The sequence below is a fragment of the Rhodococcus sp. WAY2 genome, assembly GCF_009859915.1.
Lineage (GTDB): Bacteria > Actinomycetota > Actinomycetes > Mycobacteriales > Mycobacteriaceae > Rhodococcus_F > Rhodococcus_F oxybenzonivorans.
The window spans coordinates 4,503,679-4,524,028 of the sequence record NZ_CP046572.1 but is presented as its reverse complement, the minus strand read 5'-3'; the positions used below and the strand labels follow the sequence as shown (position 1 = coordinate 4,524,028).

Below are 20,350 nucleotides of genomic sequence, written 5' to 3'. Positions count from 1 at the left end.
GAGCGCGAACCCGCACTGCGTCGGCTACTCGAAGCGACCGTTAAAATCGTGTGGTGACATTCATCAAGGTCTGCGGTCTGCGTGACCAAGCCTCGGTCGATCTGGCCGTGCGACTCGGTGTCGACGCCGTGGGCTTCGTCTTCGCCGAGAGCGTGCGCCGAATTGCGGTGGAGGATGCGGCGTCGCTGATCCGCTCCGTCACCGGTCCCACCGTGGCGGTGGGGGTGTTCAAGGGAAGTTCTGTGCCGGAGGTGATCGAGGTCGCGGCCGCAGCCGGGCTCGGCGCCGTCCAGGTGCACGATGTGAGGTCCGCCGAGGACGTCACCCGATTGCGAGAGGCAGGGCTCACCGTGATCCGTGCGGTGGTTGCCGGGGATTCGTCCGGCGATTTCGGGGCCGACCGCCTCCTCGTCGACGGGGCGACAGCCGGCGCGGGAGTGCCGTGGGACTGGGCGGGGCAGGCCCGACCCGATGGTGAGTGGATCCTCGCCGGCGGCCTGAATCCCGGCAACGTCCGGACCGCAATCGACGCCACCGGCGCGTGGGGTGTCGACGTGTCGAGCGGTGTGGAATCTTCCCGCGGCGTCAAGGACGCGGCGCTGATCGAGCAGTTCGTTTCCGCGGTCCGATCGGGGGCGTGACTCAGTCGGGCATCCCTGTCACGGAATCTTCGGCATCCCAGGAGGCAAGGACGGTGCGGATACCCACCACTAACGCCAACGGCTGGTCGATCATCACGTGATGCCCTGCGTCGGGGATGTCCGTCACCAGCGCGGTCGGGCCGAATCGCGCCCTTATAGTCTTCATCATCTCTTCGTCGACGATCCCGTTCTCGGCACGAAAGTACGCGATGCGGCAGCGGGGTTCTGCCGCGACCAGCCGATCGCTGCCGCTGCGTGCGAAGAATGCGGGGTCGAACTTCCACGACCAGCCGCCCTCCACCCCCCGCATCGAGGTCTCCGCGACGTGGTCGCGGACGGCCGGAACCGCCGACTCCTGCGGCGGCACGAACCGGAAATGCGCGAGCGCATCGGCCTTGCTCGGATACACCTTCTTGGGCCCGAACGCCCGCTGCTGCCGCGCCGCTTCCTCCTCGGGTGTCTGGGCGCGAATGGGTGAATCGATCAGTTGGACCCCGGCCAGATCCTCGCCGAACAACTGGGCGGCCACATACGACACCATTCCGCCCATGCTGTGTCCGACGAAGACCGGTGGACCGGAGATACCAGCGGGTTTCGCGACGGCCAGGGCCTCTTCGGCCCACTGCTCGAGCCCGTAGTGCTCGCGAGAGTCACTGTCTCCGTGTCCGGAGAGATCGAGCGCGACCACCCGTCGTCCGGTGGCCAGCATGGGTGCGACATGATCCCACCACCTGCTGTGTGCCGCTCCACCGTGCACCAACACGATTCCGGGGGATCCCGTCGGCCCCCACGCGCGGTACCGAATCTGTGCGCCGGCCACATCTACCTGGCCGACCTCCACCGGGCAGGCCAGGGCCGAGGCGAACCAGCGGGGCACGTCACGCTGCACGTTGCTCATCAATCGAACATACCGATCACTTTTCCCGACGCTGACGAAGGTCGAACATCGCGGCGACAGCACGGTCGACCACGGGAAACTTGTCCGGGGCCAGGTCGTGGCGCGCACCGTCGAACTCGACGAGGATCGTCGTCGCCGGAATCAGTTCGAGTGCCGATTCCATTTCTTCGGTGGTCGCGAACGGATCCTTCGAACCGTGCACGACCACTGCCGGCGTACGCAGGTCCGGGAAATGGTCTGTGCGAGGCTTCTCGGGTTTCGCCGGTGGATGCAGTGGATACGACAGCAACAGGAGGGCATCGATCCCGGCGGGCACCTCCGCGGCCAGCATGGACGCTTGACGACCGCCGTACGAATGCCCGCCGGCCCACACCGGCCCGGGCCCGAAGTCACGCATGACGGCGACGGCCTCCGCAACGCCCTCGCGATCCTCCGCCGCCCTCGACGGATGCGGCGGGCCCGACGCACGGCGCTGTCGAAAGGGCAGGTCAAATAGCAGGACCAGCACGCCTCGTTCCACGAAACCTTCGGCCATCGCTCGTAATAGCTTTGTGTCGCAGTTACTTCCCGCCCCGTGCGTCAGCACCAACCCAGCCACCGGATCACCCTCCGGGCGATGCAGCTGCCCCCGCACCCCCTGCTTCTGCAGCAGTTCGCTCATTCGATCACGGTAGCCGGTTCCGTTCCCTGGCCACCGCGCCCGCCGACAGGTTGGTTTCGATTGGCTTTCGATCTGTTTGCCGAGGGGGTCGAGTGGGTATCTTTACTCTACGACTGCTGGGAGTAGCACATGGATACCACCACGACCGTCATCTGGATCGTCGTCGCGATCGTCGTCGTCCTTGCCCTGATCGCGCTGGCCGTTGCCGCATCGCGCAAGCGCAAGCAAGCACGGCTCCACGAGGCCCAGGACATCCGCGCGAAAGCCCAGGAACAGGCCTCCATCGTCGGGCAGCGTGAAGCGATCGCCGATCAGACAGCCGCCGAGGCACGGCGGGCCCAGGCAGATGCCGAGGCCAAAGCCGCGGAGGCGTCGCGCCTTCAGCACGAGGCGGCGACGCACCAGCGCACTGCCAGCACGTCCCGGGAAGACCTGGACAAGGAGTGGAAGCGGGCCGACAAGCTCGATCCCACCACAAAGTCCACGAATGCGGACGCAAACACGAACACGAACACGACCGGCACTCGGTCGAACGACACCCGGTCCAATGACGTCCGATCGAATGAGACCCGGTCGAACGACACGCCCGGTGCCCATTCAAAGCCGACCGATACAACACCGACGTAACACCGTCGGCGCGGCCTGCCTCGCCCCACAGAAGCAAAGTGTGACACTGTGCACCGGCTCGAGCCGGCACTCACCATGGGAGGTCGGAAATGCGCATCGGACGACTCGTCACGATCATCGTCGTGGTGTGGTTGATCATCGGGGCTATCGCCGTCTGGCAGCGCGGCTACTTCAAAGAAGCCAACGCCGACTGCGCGAGCGCGGGCACCATCGCCGTCACTGTCATCGCGGGCCCACTCAACTACGCAGGCGTGAACCCGAAGGTGAATTGTGAAGTGCCACAGCCGAGTCAGTAGTCTCGGTCCGTCGAAAAGGAAATGAGGCAATACCGTGATCATCCTCGGAATCATTCTGCTGATCATCGGTCTCGTCGCGAAGATTTCGATCCTCACGACAATCGGGATCATCCTCCTGGTCATCGGTCTCGTCCTGATGGTGCTCGGTACGACAGGGCGCGCCGTCGGCGGGCGAAAATACTGGTATTGACGGCTCGACCGTCCTCCGGTAACTGACCCTCTCCGACCGCCGTCGATCCCGACGGCGGTCGGAGATGCACGGGGATGGCAACTGGTCCGGCTGTCCGGATTTCAGCTGTCCGGGCTTCAGACGGTGGCGAGGACGTACGAGAGAACGAAGCCGGCCGCAGTACTCAACGCGACTGTCGGACCGCCTTTTTCGTATGCCTCGGGCATGAGGGTGTCGGCGAGCGAGGCCAGTACGGCGCCGGCGGCGAATGCAAGTGGCAGAGATATCGTCTCGGGTGAACTCGTGGCCAGTGGCCCCGCGCCGATGACGACGGCCGCGGTGAGCAGAACGGCGCACACCACCCAGGTGCCGACAACGAAGGCCTGCGTCCTTCCCTGTGCACGCATCGACGCACTGCCGACCAAGGCCTCAGGAAAGTTGGAGACGAAGATCGCGACGAGAAGGGTTACGCCCCCGGTACCCTCACCGAGAGACACGCCGAGCGCAATGTTTTCCGGCACGCCGTCGAGCGTCACCGCGGCGAGGAGGGCGAATCCGGCCATCCCGCTCACAGAAGCCGTCGAGGGGGCAGTCTCCGACGCGGCTGCGTCGAGGTCGAGTTTCTCACTCCCCTGACGTTGTCGATGCGTGCCCTCCGCGAGACGGTCGAGCCGCTCACTGAGAACGGTGAAGACTACGGCCCCCACAGCCAGTCCGAGCACCGCCCGCCAGATACCGCCCTTCTCATACGACTCCTCGAAGAGTTCGAAGGTCAACGCAGTAATCAGGGCGCCCGAGGCAAACGCCAGCATGCCGGCGAGCATGCGTTTGGGAACGGTGAATCGGCCGCCGACCAGCGCTCCGATAACCAGTGCGCTCGACGCGATCACCCCGAAGATCAGCGACTCGATGATGATGATGCCTCCACGTGCGGAGAAGGCCCGATGACCTTCATGGATACACCGAGTACCCCGCACAGACGAGTTTGCGCAGCACCGACGAAATCATGTGGTTCAGCGGAGAAAATGCGACGGCACCGGCCGGATGGTAGAAGATCGCACCATGGCTTCTCGTTCGTGGATCGACACCCATGTCCATCTCGTCGACTTTCTGCAAGCTCCCGCCGACACCGCCGAGCTGCGCGACGCGCTCGTCCGTAACGGAGCCCGGCGTGCCGTAGTCTTCGGTCTTCCGGTGAAGAAGAAATGGTCGGTCGCCGAGCCCGTTCGGCCCGACTACTACCTCGACGACAATGCACCGTGCCACTACCATTCGCTGACCGATGCGACCGTCCTCGACCTTCTCCCCGGCCTCGAGGCGGAGGGGCAGCTCGAGGTGGCGCCGTTGATCTGCGGCTTCGATCCCACCGACAAGCTGGCGATCGACCACCTGGAATTCGTCTGGAGTCGCTCGGACCGGTGGGCCGGGATCGGTGAGGTGATGTTCCGCCACGACGATCTCACCAACCTGACACTCGGCGACGTTCCCGCACCCGATCACGAGGCCATGGACGCGGTTCTTGATTTCTGCGCCCAGCGGAAAGTCCCGATCTCCCTGCACCACGACTCGGCGTCACCGGGCCTGCCGGACCGGCACGAATACGTCGGCAAGCTCGAGAATGCGCTCGACCGGCATCCGACCACCTCGGTGGTCTGGTGCCATGCCGGTGTCTTCCGCCGCACCCGTCCCTCCAACCAGCTGGATCTGGTGCGCCAACTGATAGAACGTCACGCCCGCCTGACCATCGAACTGTCCTGGGTGCTGCTCGACCACATCACCGACGGCACCGACACCGACCCGGACTGGATCGCACTTCTCGCCCGCCACCCCGATCGCTTCGTGGTCGGCACCGACACCGTCGCAAGCGCGGATACCGTCGACACCCGCGCCCGCCAGATCCACGCCCTGCTCGACGCTCTCCCCGACCCCGCCGCGAGGTGCGTCGCCGAGGACAACGCGCAGACACTGTGGTTCCCCTGACAGTGCGCTACCGCGCCCGTGAGTACTTAGTAACCGCGGAAGGTTAATAAGTACTCACGGGTGCCGGAGGCGCTACTCGGGAGCCTGATCCTCGGGCTCTACCGGCTCGACCTCTTCACGATCGGACGCGTTGCCTTCGACTCCTTTGGCCTCACGCTCGGCGGTCAGACGGTCTTCCATGTCGTCGACGAGGTCGGCAATCCGCTGATGCTCGGGGAGGTGCTGACCATGTCGATCTTGGTTCGCCTTCATCACGCTCCTTCCGGGTGGGTGCGGGAGTTCGGTATCGGTCCGACTCGGGTCCACACCTTTCGAACTGTACGCCGATCGACGTCCGGCGTCGGGATATGCGACACGGTACTGGACGCCCGTCCTGGTCGCGAAATACCGACAATGAAACGCGTTGCGGACCAGTGGCATACGCTCGACAGCACTGCGAATGTGCCACTGCGCTCGACTATTTCGCCATTGCGATGGCTTATCCGCTTCGATACGGCGCGGACTTCGATACGCAATCGACACCGTCTTGTGCATACGGACGGCGAGCACCTCGTACTCTGGACCGGGTACCACCCGAAGGAGGATCGAGATGCCGGCAGTCACCACCCCCCATGTCTACGTGCACCGCGCCGGAGATCGGCTGAAAACCAGGATTTCCTGGTTGGATTCGAAGCATTCGTTCTCCTTCGGTCAGCACTACGACCCCGACAACACCCATCACGGACTCCTGCTCGTGAACAACGACGACACTGTGCTTCCGGGACAGGGATTCGAGACACATCCCCACAAGGACATGGAGATTGTCACCTGGGTGTTGCGTGGCTCACTCGTGCATCAGGATTCGATCGGCCATTCGGGCATCATCTATCCCGGTCTCGCTCAACGCATGAGTGCGGGCACAGGAATCATGCACTCGGAGAAGAACGACAGCTGGCGGCTGGCCGGCGAAGAACACCACGAACCCGTTCATTTCGTACAGATGTGGGTGGTGCCCGACGAGGCAGGACTGACACCGAGTTACGAACAGCTCGAGATCGAGGACGAGATCTTGAAGGGTGGACTGGTACCGGTGGCGTCCGGAATGCCCGAATACCGCGACCATTCGGCCATCCGTATCAACAACAAGCACGCCGCACTACACGTCGCCCGCGTGTTTCCCGGCGCACCGATCAGGTTGCCCGAGGCACCGTTCCTGCACGTCTTCATTACTCAGGGCACCGCCGACATGGAAGGTGTCGGCACCCTGTACGAGGGCGATGCCGTCCGTACCAGCGCATCCGGTGGTCAGGAGATCTCCTCGCATTCCGGCGCAGAGGTGCTGGTCTGGGAAATGCACGCCCGCATCGGCGGGTAAACGGTGTAAGTATGGAGCCATGACCACGGCTCAACGCTCAGGCATCGACCTCACACACCTCGGCAGCGGCATCCGTGCCCAGGACGACCTCTTCCTCCACGTCAACGGCGGCTGGATCGACAGTTACGAGATACCCGCGGATCGGGCCATCGACGGCGCGTTCCGCACGCTGTACGACAAGGCAGAAGTCGACGTCCAGAACATCATCGAGGAGGCTGCCGGTTCGAGCGCTCCGGCAGGGTCCGACGCTCAGCGGATCGGTGACCTGTACGGCAGCTTCATGGACTCCGACGTCGTGGAAGCCGCAGGCCTGACGCCGATCGCCGACGAACTTGCAGCCGTCGCCGAGGCCGGCGATCTCTCGGCGCTTGCCGGAGTGATCGGCCGCCTGCAGCGGACGGGCGTGGGCGGCGCGGTCGGCCACTACGTCGACACGGACGCCAAGAACTCCGAACGCTACCTGGTGCACTTCAGCCAATCCGGCCTCGGACTGCCCGACGAGTCCTACTACCGCCAGGACGAGCACGCGGAGATCCGGGCCGCGTACGTGGCGCACATCGGCAAGATGTTCGAGCTCGCCGGTGTCGGGTACGACGCTCAGCGCGTGTTCGACCTGGAGACGAAGATCGCGGCCGGACACTGGGACGTCGTGAAACGGCGCGATGCGGAATTGAGCTACAACCTGGTAACCCTCGACCAGCTGCCGGAAGGCCTGGACTGGGCCGCGTGGATCGACGGGCTGGGCGGTACCCGTGATCAGTTTGCCGAGATCGTGGTCCGCCAGCCCGACTTCCTCACCACACTCACCGGGCTGTGGACGTCCGAGGATCTGGAGACGTGGAAGGCGTGGGCCACGTGGAACGTCATCCGCTCACGGGCGCCGTACTTGACGCAGGCACTCGTCGACGAGAATTTCGCGTTCTACGGTAAGACGCTGACCGGAACCGAGGAGAACCGTGAGCGCTGGAAGCGCGGGGTGTCCCTGGTGCAGGACCTCCTCGGTGAGGCCGTCGGAAAGTTGTACGTCGAGCGCCACTTCCCCGCCGACGCCAAGGCCCGTATGCAGGAACTCGTCGCCAACCTGCAGGAGGCGTACCGCCGCAACATCGCCGACCTCGAGTGGATGAGCCCCGCGACCCGTGAGGCCGCGCTGCGCAAGCTCGAGAAGTTCACGCCGAAGATCGGCTACCCGGACAAGTGGCGCGACTACTCGTCGGTCACCATCTCCCGCGACGACCTGGTGGGCAACTATCGGCGCGGGTACGCGGCCGAGTACGACCGCGACCTGGGCAAAGTGGGTGGCCCCGTCGACCGCGACGAATGGTTCATGACCCCGCAGACGGTGAACGCCTACTACAACCCGGGAATGAACGAGATCGTGTTTCCGGCCGCGATCCTGCAGCCGCCGTTCTTCGACGCAGCCGCCGACGATGCCGCTAATTACGGCGGAATCGGTGCGGTCATCGGCCACGAGATCGGTCACGGATTCGACGACCAGGGCGCCAAGTACGACGGTGACGGGAACATGGTCGACTGGTGGACCGACGACGATCGCAGTGAGTTCGGTAAGCGCACCAAGGCCCTGATCGAGCAGTACAACCAGTTCGAGCCGAAGGCACTGCCCGGCCATGCGGTGAATGGGGAGTTCACGATCGGCGAGAACATCGGTGACCTCGGTGGCCTCTCCATCGCGATCGCCGCCTACAAGATCGCGACGGAGGGAACGGAGCCTCCGGTACTCGACGGGCTCACCGGTTTACAGCGCGTGTTCTTCGGCTGGGCGCAGGTGTGGCGGACCAAGGCACGCGATGCCGAAGCTCTCCGGCGTCTCGCGGTTGATCCGCACTCGCCGCCGGAGTTCCGGTGCAACGGAGTGGTGCGCAACCTCGACACCTTCCACGACGCGTTCGACGTCCAGCCCGGCGACGCCCTGTATCTCGATCCGGAGCAGCGCGTCAAGATCTGGTAGCGGCCGGGTCCCCCACCGACGCCCCCGTAGAAAGGCCGTAGCCCGCACAGCGAACTGTGCGGGCTACGGCCTGGTGTTCGGATCAGGTTCAGCGGTTCCAGTCACCCAGACCGTCGGAGCCGCTGAGCACGCCGCCGGCAGTGTTCTGCACGACCACCGCGTCGCCTTTCTTGGAGTTCTCGTAGAACCACTTGGCGTCCTCGGTGCTCACGTTGAGGCACCCGTGGCTGACATTGGTGTTGCCCTGCGCGTCCAACGACCACGGCGCAGCGTGGACGAAGATGCCGCTGTACGACATGCGCGTGGCGTACTCGACGTAGGTGCGGTATCCCTCCTCGGAGTCGACCGGCACCCCGTAAGTGGACGAATCCATGTACATGTCGCGGAACTTCTCGCCGATGATGTAGGTGCCGTTGGGGGTCTCGTGATCCGGCTTACCCATCGAGGTCGGCATGGTCTTGACCACCTCACCGTTGCGGGTGATCGTGATCTGCTTGGTGTTGTCGTCGGCGGTCGCCACCAAGGCGTCGCCGATGGTGAACGTGGAATGCGCGTCTCCGGCATCCACGGTGACCTGTGTGTTGGCCGGCCAGAAGTCGGTGGGCTTCCAGCGGACCTGGCTGTCGTTGATCCAGTAGAAGCCACCCTCGACGGTCTGGCTGGTGGTGACCTTGATGGCACGCTCGGCGGCGGCGCGGTCACCGATCTCCTCGTTGAACCGGATGATCACCGGCTGCGCGACACCCACGACCTCACCCTCACCGGGGTTGAGGGACGGTGCCGAGAAGTTGGCCGGCGCGGGCGCCGGTTCGGGTAGCGGAAGCTGTGGGGCGCTGGGCAGACCGGGAAGGGTGGGAATCTCCGGTCCACCAGGGAACAGCGGGACGGCCTGAGCGGGTCCTACCAGCGCCGTTCCGGAAACCACCACTCCGGCCACTGCGACGGCGACGCGCGATGACCAGCGCTGATTCCGCGAAGTACAGATTCCTGTCTTGCCCATATGACCACTCTCGTTCGACGACGTGTGTTGACGCGCGTCCCCGACGGACCTAACAATCGCGCACTGCCATTAACACACATCATCCGGCGCCGAGCAATTTACCCGCAATCGTTGCCGCTCTGCGCCCTGTGAGTACTTGTTATCACTGGATTGTTAAGAAGTGCTCACGGCGAGGTGTCGGCACGGGCTGCGGCCAGCATGCTGTCGATCGTCACAAGCTTGGTGCGGGCCCGGCCCGCGGCCCGGCCCCCAGCACGCTCGGTCTTGTCGATACGCTGCCAACCTTGGTAGTCGATCGCGTCGGGCGCACGTTCGGCAATCAACCGGTCGAGGGCCTCCCGGTCTTCGGGCGCGTCGAGCCGGCCCGCCGAGAAGTCATCGATCACCATGTGTACGGTCTCGGCCGAGCAGTACTTGTTCGTGCCGATCACGCCTGTCGGGCCCCGCTTGATCCACCCCGCCACGTACACACCGGGGATCGGCGTGCCCGACTCCGGGTCGATCACCCGCCCGTTCTCGTTGGGGATGACCCCGCGTCGGTCGTCGAACGGGAGCCCCGCCACCGGACGCCCCCGATAGCCGATCGATCGCAGAATCAGCCCGGTGTCGAGCGTCTCGATGACATCCGACGGTTTGGCACCGAGAACCCCGGAGGCGTCCGCGACCATCTCGTTGCGGGCGATTCGGACGGATTGAACGTGCCCGTCACCGAGGATGTCGACCGGTGAGGTGAGGAAGCGAAGCACGATGCGCTTGCGTGAGGGGTCGGCGGTTCGCTGCGCGAACTCCTCCACCTGCTTCACCTTCAACTGCAGCGACGGCTCCGCATCGTCCGCGTCGACGAGTGCACGGCTGGCCGGATCGAGCACGGCTTCCTCGGGGTCGACGACGACGTCCACGTTGGGCATCCGGCCCAGGGCAAGGAGTTCGGGGTTGGTGTATGCCGCCTGGGCAGGACCCCTGCGTCCGAGGATCACGACCTCCCGGATGTTGCTCGACCGCAGCGCTTCGAGCGCATGGTCGGCCAGATCCGTGGTCGCCAGGACATCGGGATCGGTGACCAGGATGCGGGCCACGTCGAGCGCCACGTTGCCGTTGCCGACGATGACGGCGCGCTCGCCGGTGAGGTCGAAGGTGCGGTCGGCGTAGTCGGGATGGCCGTTGTACCAGGCGACGAACTCGGTGGCCGCATGGCTGCCCGGCAGATCCTCGCCGGGTATGTCGAGCCTGCGGTCACCCGCAGCGCCTACGGCGTAGATCACGGCGTGGTGGTGCCGCAGCAGTTCCTCGTGGGTGACGTCCTCGCCGACTGCCACGTTGAAGTGGCAATGCACATTCCGTTTGCCCACTGCCGAACGGAACTGATCGGTGACACCCTTCGTGCCCGGATGATCGGGGGCGACACCGGCGCGCACCAACCCGTACGGGGTGGGCAGGCGCTCGAACATGTCGACCTCCATGCGTGGTTTGGCGGTCAGTTCCATCGCGGCGTAACAGGCCGCGGGACCGGACCCGACGATCGCGACGTGCAGCGTGCCGAGCGCGGCGTCGATCGACGGCAGCTTCACCGGATCCGGCCAGTCGGGACCGATGGGGTGTTTGGTGTAGTACTGCGCATTGATGTCGAGGTAGGGGGCGTCGACTTCTTCGAGGTCGTTCTCCGCATAGATCGCCTCGACCGGGCATTCCTCGACGCAGGCACCGCAGTCGATGCAGGTGTCGGGGTCGATGTACAGCATTTCCGTGATCGCGAACGGTTTCTCGTCCGGTGTGGGATGGATGCAGTTGACCGGACAGACATCGACGCACGAGGCGTCGTTGCAGCAAGGCTGCGTAATCACATAAGTCACGGCTCTCCCCTACCTGAGTACACGCAGTCCGACGTCGACTGGAAGCCCAGACTATAACGTGTTCCACTTTTGCGCGAGGATGTGACGAAGGGGACGTTCGCCAGGACGGCGTCCGTCCCCGCTCCCGTCAGACCGCTCCGCCCGGCTCCAGCCGGAATCCGACCTTGAGTGTCACCTGGAAGTGCGCCAGCGCACCATCCTCGATGTGGCCCCGTGTCGAGACCACCTCGAACCATTCGAGGTTGCGTACGGTCTCCTGCGCGCGCCCGATGGCGTTTTTGATAGCTCCGTCGATGCTGTCTGGCGACGAACCTACGACCTCGACGACCCGGTACACGTGATCACTCATCATGATTCCTTTCGTGGTTACTTGTCGTGACGTACGAGCGCTTGCGCTTCGACCCCGAGCCGCGCCAGACGCAGATCACCGAGAGCGGTGAACGAACTGCCGAGCCGGTTGGTGACGAAGCCGAGGGACAACCCGCTGTCCAGGTCCGCATAGGCCCCGGACCCGCCGACGCCGTAGTGCCCGATCGCGTTCCGTGGTTGCTCTCGGGACGCCAGGATCGGGCGGTGATAACCGAGCGACCACTGGGGCCGGATACCGAGCACGTAATCGCGGTCGCGGGTCTGCACGGTCGACATCTGCTCGATGGTGGATCGGCGCAGGAAACGGCGTCCGTCGAGCACACCGCCGTTCGCGATCGCGCCGTACATGCGGGCGAGGGCGCGGGCACTGAACACACCGTTCCATCCCGGCATCACTGCGCCGTGCACGGCCGGGTTGCGCACCAGCACGTCGAATCCGGTGGGCATGGCCGCCTCGGCGAGCCCGCGCGTGGGGCCGACGCGCGCGAGGACGGTGGACGTGAGCTCCCAGTTCAATCCGGCGGGGTTGATGTGCGGAAACAGCTTTGCGATCCGTGGCCGGTGCTGCTCCGGGACCAGGTACCAGAAGTCGTCGATTCCGAGGGGACCGGCGATCTCCTCCTCCACCACCTGGACGAACGGTTTCGCCGTCACCCGTGCGACGAGTTCGGCCACCAACCACCCGTAGGTGACGGCGTGATATCCGGGACCGCGGAGTCTGCGTGGGTCGGCCGGGGTCGACGCGAGAGCCTGCACGACCGCGTCGTAGTCGAGTAAATCGAGTGGGCTGCGCATCAGACCTCGCACTCGATGCAAACCGGCGCGATGTGTCAGCAGGTCGCGGACCGTGATGGCGTCCTTGCCTGCCGCACCGAACTCGGGCCAGTAGTCGGCCACCCTCGCGTCGTAGTCGAGCAGACCGCGCTCGGCGAGCCTGTGCACGACGGTGCTGGCCACCCCTTTGCCCGTCGAGAACGACAAGGCGACGGTGTCGCGGTCCCAGCGGCGATCACGATCGGCCCAACCCGCCCAGATATCCAGCACCTTCTCGCCGCGGAAATACGCGGTGAGGGCGCCGCCACCCTGCTGAGGTTGCCGGTACATCGCGAAGAAGCGGTCGGCGAGGGGAAGGAACCGAGGGTCGACATGCAGCTCGGTCCGGGGCGCGGCCGCGGGCCTGTGACTTCGAACGCTGGTCGTCATCGACCACCTCCGATCTACTGCCGCTTCATGCGGCAGATGCGTCAGCCCATTGTGACTGCCGTCACCATACGACGCCGACCGGGGGTGTGATCAGGAAACCCGCCAGACCGTTACCCCATCGGTGAAACATGCTTGACCTGCAAGGAAATTGATGGCAAGCGCCGGCCCGCCGGAGCACACGACACCGCGGGCCGGGTCGGCGACGAGGGCCTGACCCCCGGGGCCACTCAACACCAGCGCGGGGCCTGATCCGGCGACCGTCCCGATGGCGACGCTTTTCGGTCCGATCGCGATCGCGGCAACGCCGCCGCCGCGAGCTTCGGCGGCCCCGACACCCCCGCCAACGCCGGCGCCGAGTGCCGCCCCCGCCTCGGCGGCGTCGGCGAAACCGACACCATCGTTGCCGAGCGCTGCAGAGTTGCTGCTCGGGTCGGATTTTGCGCCGCACGCGGTGCGGTCGATGATCGAGGTGGTGTCGCGGCCCGGAGGCGACACGCAGGACAACGATCCTGCCGACGCGGTGGCCGGCGTCGTCATCAGAGTTCCGAGTGCCGTCGCAACGACACCGAGAACGAGTCCGGCAGCACCGGCTGTCGAACGCTCCATGAAGACCTCCCCATGTTCGGACGCAAGTCGCCCGCCTGAGCGTACGTCAGCGTCGGCTACTTTCGGTCTCGGTCCCGACTCGGTTGCACTCGCTTCGGTTCGCCCGGCATCTTGGGATAGTTGGGCGGGTACGGGAGATCGCCCAGGCCGTTCGCGGCGTCCCGGTCTGCCATGTCGAGTAGGACGTCGAGCGACTGCTCCACGTCACGGATGGTCGCCATGGGGTCTCCACGCTTGCCGAGCAGGGCGGGCACGGTGGCGATGGTGAAGTCGTCGGGGTCCACGTCGACGAGTTCCGCCCAGGTCACCGGCGTCGATACCGTCGCGATAGGAGTCTTGCGGGCGGAGTATGCGGAGGCGATGGTCTTGTCGCGCGCATTCTGGTTGAAGTCGAGGAAGATCCGTTCGCCGCGTTCCTCCTTCCACCACGACGTGGTGGCCCGGTCACCGCTGCGCCGCTCGATCTCCCGCGCGAGGGCGATGCCCGCCCGGCGCACCTCCACGAAGTCCCACCGCTGCGCGATGCTCAGATAGATGTGCAGGCCACGACCACCGGACGTCTTCGGGAAGCCGACCAGGCCGAGCTCGTCCAGCAGGGGCTGCACGACGTCGAGAGCCACCGCACGGGCATCGTCGAAGCCGGTGCCGGGCTGCGGGTCCAGGTCGATTCGCAGCTCGTCGGGATGGTCGACGTCGGGGCAGCGGACCGCCCACGGATGGAAGGTGATGTTGCCGAGGTTCGCAGCCCACACGATGTCGGGTGCGCTGCGGACACGGAGTACATCCGCCTTTCGTCCCGACGGGAAAGTGACCTCGCAGGAACCGATGTGTTCCGGACGCTTGGCCGGCACCCGTTTCTGGTAGATCTCCTCGCCTTCGACTCCGTCGGGGAACCGCTGCAGATGCGTCGGCCGGTCCCGCAGCGCATCCAGCAGCGCACCCTGCAGGGCGACGGAGCGGTAGTACTCCACGAGGTGCCGTTTGGTGCCACCGTCCGCACCGAGTTTCGGGTAGTAGATCTTGTCGGGGTTCGACAGGCGAACAGCGACGCCGTCCACGTCGAGTTCGACGGCCGGACTCGCCATCACGAACCTCCGGCCAGCACGTCGGCAAGGTCGTATCGCACCGGAACCTCCAGTTGTTCGAATGTGCACTCGTCGGGCGTCCGGTCCGGTCGCCAGCGCAGGAACCGCGCGGCGTGCCGGAAGCGTGCGCCTTCCATCTGGTCATACGCCACCTCCACGACCCGTTCAGGTCGTAGTGGCACCCATGTGCGATCGTTGCCCGACCGCCAGCGGGTGGGCTCACCCTCGGCGACGACGTCGTCCCCGACCCGCAGCTCTTCCAACTCGGCGAGCAGTTCGATTCGCCTCGCCGAGGTGAAGGCCGACGCACCGCCCACCATCGACAGCTGGTCACCGTCGTAGAGCCCCAGGAGCATTGACCCGATTCCGGGCTGGCTCTTGTGTGGCCGGTAGCCGATGACGACGCAGTCGGCGGTGCGGGCGTGCTTCACCTTCACCATCTCCCGCTTGTTCGGCAGGTACGGCCCGGCGAGCTTTTTCGCCACCACTCCGTCGAGGCCGGCGCCCTCGAACGTCTGGAACCACTCGGTTGCCAGCTCGCTCGACTCCGTGGCCGCGGTGACATGGCAACTGGGACCGCCACCGACGGCGCCGACCAGTTCCTGTCTGCGGATCGAGAAGTCCTCACGACTGAGATCCCGGTCGCCCAGGACCAGCAGGTCGAAGGCGACGAACTGAGCGGGGGTCTGCTCGGACAACAGTGTCACCCGGCTCTCCGCCGGATGAATGCGCTCCGACAAGGATTCCCAGTCGAGCCGGGTGTGGCCGTCGACAGTGCGGGGCACCACGAGCTCACCGTCCACCACACAGCGCTCCGGGAGCTCCGCGACGGCGGCCCGGACCATCTCGGGGAAGTACCTGGCCAGGTCTTTTCCGCCACGGGAGCCGAGCACCACCTCGTCACCGTCCCGGAAAACGAGGGCCCGAAAGCCGTCCCACTTCGGCTCGTACGACCACACGCGACCCGACTCCGGTTGCGTCGGAACGGACGACGCGGACTTCGCGAGCATCGGTTGCAGAGGAGGCATCACGGGGAGATCCACCCGTCCATAGTGTCATTACGATTGGTAAATCGGTGACCGATGTAATCAAATAATGCGCGACACGGCATGCGCGTGGAGCCCGGGATGGCAAGCGGTCATCCGGGAAAGTCGGTGGCACCGCCATCCCGGGATTCGGGTGGCACTGCCATCCAGAACGAGGTGGGGTTGAGATGGCAGGTCTGGTTCGGCGGGTGTGCACCGCGGTCGTCGCACTGTCGGCGACGGCGGTTCTCGTCACGGGGTGCGGCTCGGAGGTCACTCCCACGGCAGTGCCGGAGTCGGGGGCTTCGGCCACCACCACTGAGTCGACGACCGTGATCGACGGACAGGAAGGTGAGGACGCCGGCGGAGACGTCGACTTCGAAGTAGCGATCGGCGAGTGCGTCAAGCTCGGCGGCACGATCACCGACGCCGAGATCGACAAGGCGGCGTGCGGCAGCCCCGAATCGAACTACAAGGTGATCGCCAAGGCGGAGCAGAACAGTCAGTGCATCAGCGACGCCGACTCGTACTACTACGAGACCCTCGGCGGAGTCGAGCAGGGCGCGATCTGCCTCGACGTCGACTGGGTCATCGGCGGATGCATGGACGTCGGTGGTGAGGATCCCAAGCGCATCGAGTGCACCGACCCCACCGCCGTCGACGGGGTGAAGGTGACCGAAATCGTGCAGGGCGCCACGTCCGTGGATTCGTGCACCACGTCCTCCAACGGCTACGAATACCCCGAGCGCAAGTTCGTCGTCTGCGTTGACGAGCTCTGACAGCGTCTACTTAAATCTCATACTATCTGCCACTGACGCGGCCGATGCCGGAGATATAGGTACGTCACGGCTACCCGTAACAACATGCGATGCTGGTGCGGGTTCGACCGTGTCCCACACCGACGCTCGAGGTGCAGGAACAATCTTTTTCTGATTCACCCCCGCCCGGGGTGTCGCGGTGGGAACACTGCGGCGGACCCGGCGATGACGCGGCCGACTCGGGGTGGGACTGGTCTTGTCACGGCACTGCCGGACCGGTGCATGCTCGGTGTTCCGAATCTCCGGGTTCTGTCCGCGTTTGCGAATAACTCTGCTGCGCCCCAGGAGTGCACGTTTAGCGAGGTTCACCCCCGCCACGTGATCACGATTGCCGCCGACCTTGCACCGTGCGCACCATGCCCGGTGGTAGCCGCCCGGGCGGGAGAGTGTGTCGTTACAACTTGGGCACAACGCCGACGTTCCGCGGGCCGGCACGGACACCACCGTCACACCGGCCCCTGCGGCGGTGTGTGCGAGAGCGTCGACGGCCTTGCGGCGGGCGGACTGCGCGGCCCGATTGTTGTTCACCCGGCGGTGACCCCGGGTTTCGAGGGTGCTGAGGTCTTCCACCCCGATCACCTTAGCGCCCGCCGCGGCGGCGTAGTCGACGGTGTGGCGGGCGAAGTGGAAGGCGAGCTCCCGGTTGATCTTGCCCCGTTTGACACCGACCGCGGCGCGGTGGGCGTCGAGGACTGCGATCTTGTTTTCCAGTTCGGCGCGCATCTGCGGTGGTGCGGTCGCGGCGAGCCGCGTCAAACGTGCGGCTTTACGGTGCAGGTGTTGGCCTTCCGCTTGCAGGCGGGCCAGCTTGATACCCAGGCCCCGGTCGTCGTAGGTGAAGCCCCGGTAGTCCGAGACCAACCCGTCGGGGCGTTCGGTGACGATCGCAGCGGCACCGAGCGTGGCCGGCGACCAATCCACCCCCACCGCCGTCGAACCCGACGTCAGATCGGGCGCCCGAACAGATTCGGTGGCCGCGCAGCGCAGCAGCAGGCCACGGTGGTCGAGGACGAGAGTCGGCAGATGCCAGCCCGTAATTGCCCGCCCCTGCAGGTGTGGTGGGATCGCGGCGATCAACCGGACCCGCCGCCAGTGCGCCCGACCTGTCGGGGCCGCGGTGGTGGGCAGTTTCACCGTTAACACCATCACACCGTCTGCGACGGTGATCTGCGAGAGTTGATGATCGGCGGCGGAAAGCCTGGCCATCATCGATGTCTGCGGTGGTTCCTGTACATCGGTGATGCGTAGGCGTTCGGTGGCCGCGCCGTCGTTGCGGCGGGCGCGCGCAGTGAGTTGCCGTGCCACGCCGCGCGCGAAGCCGGCCGGCACATAGTCGCCGGCCGCAGTCGGCGGCGCCAGCCGGCCGGTGACGGGGTCGAACCTGGCCGACAGGGCACTGATCGCGGTATCCCGGTACGCCAAGGTGCGCAGCGTGCCGACCGTCTGGGCGGTGACCACCCGGGTCACCCGCGAGGGCACGTACACCTCGGGTGGATAGCTCGGGTGCCAACCCAATCGTGCGGCAGCGACATGCCCCTGCATCGGGAGCTTGCGGCCCGAACTGTCACGTCCGGCGGTAAGGGCATCGAAGGTGGTTGGTTGCCACAACCTCGTCATCAACTCCGATTGCGCGGCGCCGATCAAGTCGAGCAGCCACCGGACACGGATATCGATCTCGTCGAGCCCGAGCGGGGCGTCGGTAGCGTCGTCGACCGCCGCGTACGGGCGGGTGGTGAACGAAAACTGACGCGGCACAGTGAACCCGGCAACAGTCATCGGCTATCCCTCCTCCAACCTCGCTGCCGCATCGCCCGAGAAGTCGGCGTTGATTCTGCTTCGACCGCAGCCGGTAGAACCGGCCCGAAAACGACGCGAGCACCGCCATGAAGTCATCCATCAACTCCTCCACCAGCGATGTGTCGCCATGCTCCCGCAGGACCTCGACCGTAACCCCGACCACCGACAAGTACCTTTCGATCCAGGCGACTCCGAACCGGGCCAACCGATCCCGCCACACCACCCGCACCACCGTGAAGTAGCCTTGGGCGGCGTCGTCGAGCATCCGGTCCACACCGGCCCGCGTTTCCCTCACACCAGAACCGCGATCCCTGCACACCCGGAACACGGCCCCGGAAGCGCTCTCGCGCAACATCGACTCCTGATCGGCGAGCGAGGACTCCTGCCCCGTCGAGCCGGACACCCGGCAGTACCACGCTTCCACCCGGTCGGCCGGAGCCTTGTCCAGGGCAGGAGGACGGCCGAGGTAGGCATCGAGGTCAGTGCGATCACACACGCGCTGGCCGGAACCTGTACGCCGGGAGGGCAACCGGCCTTCCGACGCGGCCTTACGGACGCCCACGACTGACATGTTCAGATACGCCGCGGCCTCGCCAATTCGCATGAATCGAGGTAGCTGAAAAAATCAGGGAGTATCATATGTCACATCAACTGTTGACAGCCCGAGGCTGCGGGTTGATGAGCTTTAACTGATTACCAGGTCGGTTGCGGGATTCACCCGCAGCCGACCTCGCTCACAACCAGCCACGCCGTTTGAAGATGGTGTATAGGCCCGCGCACGTGAGCATCATCAGCGACAGGGCGAACGGGTACCCGCCCACCCAGTGCAGTTCCGGCATGTGGTCGAAGTTCATCCCATACACCGTCCCGATGAGGGTGGGGGCGAACAGGATTGCCGCCCAGGCCGATACCTTCTTGATTTCCTCGTTCTGCGCGTAGCTCGCCTGGGTGAGGTTCCGCATCTCCTCGTTCTGTTCCTGCGACACCAGAGTTGCGTTGACGGTGAGGATATTGCCGAGCAACTGACGGAACCCGTCCGCCCGCTCCACGACGACCGTCGCGTGATCGGTGACGTCGCGGAGATACCGCTGCAGTTCCTCGTCGGTGTTGTACTTCTCGAATCCCGCCGACAGCCCGCGCAGCATCCCGAGCAGCGGCCTTGTGGCCCTCTGGAATTCGATGACCTCGCGCGTGAGTTCGTAGATGCGCCGCGACACACCGGGTTCGCCGCTGAACACTTCGGTTTCGATCTCGTCGATGTCGTTCTGCAGTCCCGACACCACCGGGGCGTAGCCGTCGACCACCGCGTCGAGGATCGCGTACAGGACCGCCTCGGGCCCCAGCTTCAGCAGGTCCGGGTTCCCTTCCATCCTCCGGCGCACCGCCGACAGGTCGGGTGACTCACTGTGCCGCACGGTGAGCACGAACGTCGGCCCACAGAAGATGTGCAGCTCGCCGAATTCGACGCGCTCGGTTTCGTCGCAGTACCGCGCGGCCCGCAGCACCACGAACAACGTTTCGCCGTAACGTTCGAGCTTGGGACGCTGGTGCGCGACGATCGCGTCCTCGACGGCCAGCTCGTGAAGATCGAATTGCGCTGCAGCAGCGTACAACTGGGCGTCGTTGGGCCGGTACATGCCGATCCAGGCCATCGACGACGCGTCCGGCAAGCTGCCCAGCGCTTCCGACAGCGTGGCCGGTGTGGCGATCTTCTTTCCGTCGCGGTAGACGGCGCTGTTGACCACAGTTTCTTCGGCGGGCGTCGGTTCGGGTGCGCGACGCGGGGTGACGTGACCGGTTTCGGCGTCGGACAGACCGGCGGAACGGCTCGGGAGCAGCGAACGAATGGGACGCAATTGTGGCATGGCACTGGTCTTTCGAGGAAGGATATGCAGCGCGGCAAGTGGACACACGACTGTGAAACCGTTCCCCGGCGAGGTGAAACGGTTTCAGTAAATACTGGGAGGTTGGCTTCTCATGGGACGCCTCACCTCCACTTCCT

At 65.4% G+C, this 20,350-nt stretch carries 21 protein-coding genes and 1 pseudogene; 8 read left to right on the top strand and 14 right to left on the bottom strand.

Annotation, left to right across the window (positions count from 1 at the left end; translation table 11 throughout):
- The first annotated feature begins 53 nt into the window (after window positions 1–53).
- Window positions 54–641, top strand: coding sequence for a phosphoribosylanthranilate isomerase (locus tag GFS60_RS20540; protein ID WP_159924094.1), 588 nt, complete (start codon window positions 54–56; stop codon window positions 639–641).
- Between the two features lies 1 nt (window position 642).
- Here the strand turns inward: GFS60_RS20540 and GFS60_RS20535 are convergent, their stop codons facing one another.
- Together GFS60_RS20535 and GFS60_RS20530 are read right to left on the bottom strand one after the other, a co-directional pair.
- Window positions 643–1,539 (bottom strand): alpha/beta fold hydrolase, encoded by an 897-nt coding sequence (locus GFS60_RS20535; RefSeq protein ID WP_159924093.1) that lies wholly within the window; start codon window positions 1,537–1,539, stop codon window positions 643–645.
- A gap of 16 nt (window positions 1,540–1,555) precedes the next feature.
- A complete protein-coding gene (locus GFS60_RS20530; RefSeq protein WP_159924092.1) occupies window positions 1,556–2,200 on the bottom strand; it encodes an alpha/beta hydrolase family protein in 645 nt (214 codons plus the stop codon).
- Window positions 2,201–2,329: 129 nt separating this feature from the next.
- Between GFS60_RS20530 and GFS60_RS20525 the strand changes: the two genes are divergently transcribed.
- The 3 genes from GFS60_RS20525 (at window position 2,330) to GFS60_RS38645 (ending at window position 3,313) form a co-directional block, all read left to right on the top strand.
- On the top strand, window positions 2,330–2,827 hold the full coding sequence (locus GFS60_RS20525) for a hypothetical protein (protein ID WP_159924090.1): 498 nt from the start codon (window positions 2,330–2,332) through the stop codon (window positions 2,825–2,827).
- A gap of 89 nt (window positions 2,828–2,916) precedes the next feature.
- On the top strand, window positions 2,917–3,123 hold the full coding sequence (locus tag GFS60_RS20520; RefSeq protein WP_159924088.1) for a hypothetical protein: 207 nt from the start codon (window positions 2,917–2,919) through the stop codon (window positions 3,121–3,123).
- A gap of 34 nt (window positions 3,124–3,157) precedes the next feature.
- Entirely contained in the window at window positions 3,158–3,313 is a 156-nt protein-coding gene (locus GFS60_RS38645; protein ID WP_201453406.1) for a DUF6131 family protein, read from the top strand.
- Between the two features lie 116 nt (window positions 3,314–3,429).
- On the opposite strand, the gene GFS60_RS20515 is transcribed toward GFS60_RS38645, so the two are convergent.
- Window positions 3,430–4,269, bottom strand: a complete 840-nt coding sequence (locus GFS60_RS20515) for a ZIP family metal transporter (protein WP_236603219.1) — start codon at window positions 4,267–4,269, stop codon at window positions 3,430–3,432.
- Between the two features lie 85 nt (window positions 4,270–4,354).
- Here GFS60_RS20515 and GFS60_RS20510 point away from each other — a divergent pair, with 85 nt between their 5' ends.
- Window positions 4,355–5,272, top strand: coding sequence for an amidohydrolase family protein (locus GFS60_RS20510; RefSeq protein ID WP_159924086.1), 918 nt, complete (start codon window positions 4,355–4,357; stop codon window positions 5,270–5,272).
- Window positions 5,273–5,344: 72 nt separating this feature from the next.
- Here GFS60_RS20510 and GFS60_RS20505 read toward each other — a convergent pair whose 3' ends face one another.
- On the bottom strand, window positions 5,345–5,524 hold the full coding sequence (locus tag GFS60_RS20505) for a hypothetical protein (protein WP_159924084.1): 180 nt from the start codon (window positions 5,522–5,524) through the stop codon (window positions 5,345–5,347).
- A gap of 337 nt (window positions 5,525–5,861) precedes the next feature.
- Between GFS60_RS20505 and GFS60_RS20500 the strand changes: the two genes are divergently transcribed.
- Window positions 5,862–6,626 (top strand): pirin family protein, encoded by a 765-nt coding sequence (locus tag GFS60_RS20500; protein WP_159924082.1) that lies wholly within the window; start codon window positions 5,862–5,864, stop codon window positions 6,624–6,626.
- Window positions 6,627–6,645: 19 nt separating this feature from the next.
- Window positions 6,646–8,595 (top strand): M13 family metallopeptidase, encoded by a 1,950-nt coding sequence (locus GFS60_RS20495; protein ID WP_159924080.1) that lies wholly within the window; start codon window positions 6,646–6,648, stop codon window positions 8,593–8,595.
- A gap of 88 nt (window positions 8,596–8,683) precedes the next feature.
- On the opposite strand, the gene GFS60_RS20490 is transcribed toward GFS60_RS20495, so the two are convergent.
- The 7 genes from GFS60_RS20490 to GFS60_RS20460 form a co-directional block, all read right to left on the bottom strand.
- Window positions 8,684–9,595, bottom strand: a complete 912-nt coding sequence (locus GFS60_RS20490; RefSeq protein WP_159924078.1) for a L,D-transpeptidase — start codon at window positions 9,593–9,595, stop codon at window positions 8,684–8,686.
- Between the two features lie 164 nt (window positions 9,596–9,759).
- Window positions 9,760–11,445, bottom strand: coding sequence for an FAD-dependent oxidoreductase (locus GFS60_RS20485; protein WP_159924076.1), 1,686 nt, complete (start codon window positions 11,443–11,445; stop codon window positions 9,760–9,762).
- 127 nt (window positions 11,446–11,572) lie between these two features.
- A complete protein-coding gene (locus tag GFS60_RS20480) occupies window positions 11,573–11,794 on the bottom strand; it encodes a dodecin (RefSeq protein WP_159924074.1) in 222 nt (73 codons plus the stop codon).
- 17 nt (window positions 11,795–11,811) lie between these two features.
- Window positions 11,812–13,017, bottom strand: coding sequence for a serine hydrolase domain-containing protein (locus GFS60_RS20475; protein ID WP_159924073.1), 1,206 nt, complete (start codon window positions 13,015–13,017; stop codon window positions 11,812–11,814).
- Between the two features lie 90 nt (window positions 13,018–13,107).
- Window positions 13,108–13,623 carry a DUF6764 family protein gene (locus tag GFS60_RS20470; protein ID WP_159924071.1) on the bottom strand — a complete coding sequence of 172 codons (516 nt, stop codon included), beginning with the start codon at window positions 13,621–13,623 and terminating at the stop codon, window positions 13,108–13,110.
- A 56-nt stretch (window positions 13,624–13,679) separates the two neighbouring features.
- A complete protein-coding gene (locus GFS60_RS20465) occupies window positions 13,680–14,708 on the bottom strand; it encodes a DNA polymerase domain-containing protein (RefSeq protein ID WP_159924069.1) in 1,029 nt (342 codons plus the stop codon).
- Complete coding sequence (locus GFS60_RS20460) at window positions 14,708–15,751, bottom strand: ATP-dependent DNA ligase (RefSeq protein WP_159924067.1); 1,044 nt, start codon at window positions 15,749–15,751, stop codon at window positions 14,708–14,710. Before GFS60_RS20460 ends, GFS60_RS20465 begins: the two co-directional genes overlap by 1 nt.
- Before the next feature lie 170 nt (window positions 15,752–15,921).
- Here GFS60_RS20460 and lppU point away from each other — a divergent pair, with 170 nt between their 5' ends.
- Complete coding sequence (gene lppU / locus GFS60_RS20455; protein ID WP_159924065.1) at window positions 15,922–16,512, top strand: LppU family putative lipoprotein; 591 nt, start codon at window positions 15,922–15,924, stop codon at window positions 16,510–16,512.
- 6 nt (window positions 16,513–16,518) lie between these two features.
- Here lppU and GFS60_RS20450 read toward each other — a convergent pair whose 3' ends face one another.
- From GFS60_RS20450 to GFS60_RS20440, 3 genes and pseudogenes are all read right to left on the bottom strand, one after another.
- Window positions 16,519–18,327: a zinc ribbon domain-containing protein gene (locus tag GFS60_RS20450; RefSeq protein WP_159924063.1), complete on the bottom strand. Its 1,809-nt coding sequence runs from the start codon at window positions 18,325–18,327 to the stop codon at window positions 16,519–16,521.
- 109 nt (window positions 18,328–18,436) lie between these two features.
- Window positions 18,437–18,952 (bottom strand): annotated as a pseudogene (locus tag GFS60_RS20445) (IS607 family transposase); the annotation flags it as partial.
- A gap of 130 nt (window positions 18,953–19,082) precedes the next feature.
- Window positions 19,083–20,213, bottom strand: a complete 1,131-nt coding sequence (locus GFS60_RS20440) for a magnesium and cobalt transport protein CorA (RefSeq protein WP_109333359.1) — start codon at window positions 20,211–20,213, stop codon at window positions 19,083–19,085.
- Window positions 20,214–20,350: the final 137 nt, after the last annotated feature.

Excerpts from the sequence above, each read along its gene's own strand:
- GFS60_RS20535 (WP_159924093.1), bottom strand. The coding sequence starts at position 1,539 with ATGAGCAACGTGCAGCGTGACGTGCCCCGCTGGTTCGCCTCGGCCCTG.
- GFS60_RS20530 (WP_159924092.1), bottom strand. The coding sequence starts at position 2,200 with ATGAGCGAACTGCTGCAGAAGCAGGGGGTGCGGGGGCAGCTGCATCGC.
- GFS60_RS20525 (WP_159924090.1), top strand. The coding sequence starts at position 2,330 with ATGGATACCACCACGACCGTCATCTGGATCGTCGTCGCGATCGTCGTC.
- GFS60_RS20520 (WP_159924088.1), top strand. The coding sequence starts at position 2,917 with ATGCGCATCGGACGACTCGTCACGATCATCGTCGTGGTGTGGTTGATC.
- GFS60_RS20510 (WP_159924086.1), top strand. The coding sequence starts at position 4,355 with ATGGCTTCTCGTTCGTGGATCGACACCCATGTCCATCTCGTCGACTTT.
- GFS60_RS20505 (WP_159924084.1), bottom strand. The coding sequence starts at position 5,524 with ATGAAGGCGAACCAAGATCGACATGGTCAGCACCTCCCCGAGCATCAG.
- GFS60_RS20500 (WP_159924082.1), top strand. The coding sequence starts at position 5,862 with ATGCCGGCAGTCACCACCCCCCATGTCTACGTGCACCGCGCCGGAGAT.
- GFS60_RS20495 (WP_159924080.1), top strand. The coding sequence starts at position 6,646 with ATGACCACGGCTCAACGCTCAGGCATCGACCTCACACACCTCGGCAGC.
- GFS60_RS20490 (WP_159924078.1), bottom strand. The coding sequence starts at position 9,595 with ATGGGCAAGACAGGAATCTGTACTTCGCGGAATCAGCGCTGGTCATCG.
- GFS60_RS20480 (WP_159924074.1), bottom strand. The coding sequence starts at position 11,794 with ATGAGTGATCACGTGTACCGGGTCGTCGAGGTCGTAGGTTCGTCGCCA.
- GFS60_RS20475 (WP_159924073.1), bottom strand. The coding sequence starts at position 13,017 with ATGACGACCAGCGTTCGAAGTCACAGGCCCGCGGCCGCGCCCCGGACC.
- GFS60_RS20470 (WP_159924071.1), bottom strand. The coding sequence starts at position 13,623 with ATGGAGCGTTCGACAGCCGGTGCTGCCGGACTCGTTCTCGGTGTCGTT.
- GFS60_RS20465 (WP_159924069.1), bottom strand. The coding sequence starts at position 14,708 with ATGGCGAGTCCGGCCGTCGAACTCGACGTGGACGGCGTCGCTGTTCGC.
- lppU (WP_159924065.1), top strand. The coding sequence starts at position 15,922 with ATGGCAGGTCTGGTTCGGCGGGTGTGCACCGCGGTCGTCGCACTGTCG.
- GFS60_RS20450 (WP_159924063.1), bottom strand. The coding sequence starts at position 18,327 with ATGACTGTTGCCGGGTTCACTGTGCCGCGTCAGTTTTCGTTCACCACC.
- GFS60_RS20440 (WP_109333359.1), bottom strand. The coding sequence starts at position 20,213 with ATGCCACAATTGCGTCCCATTCGTTCGCTGCTCCCGAGCCGTTCCGCC.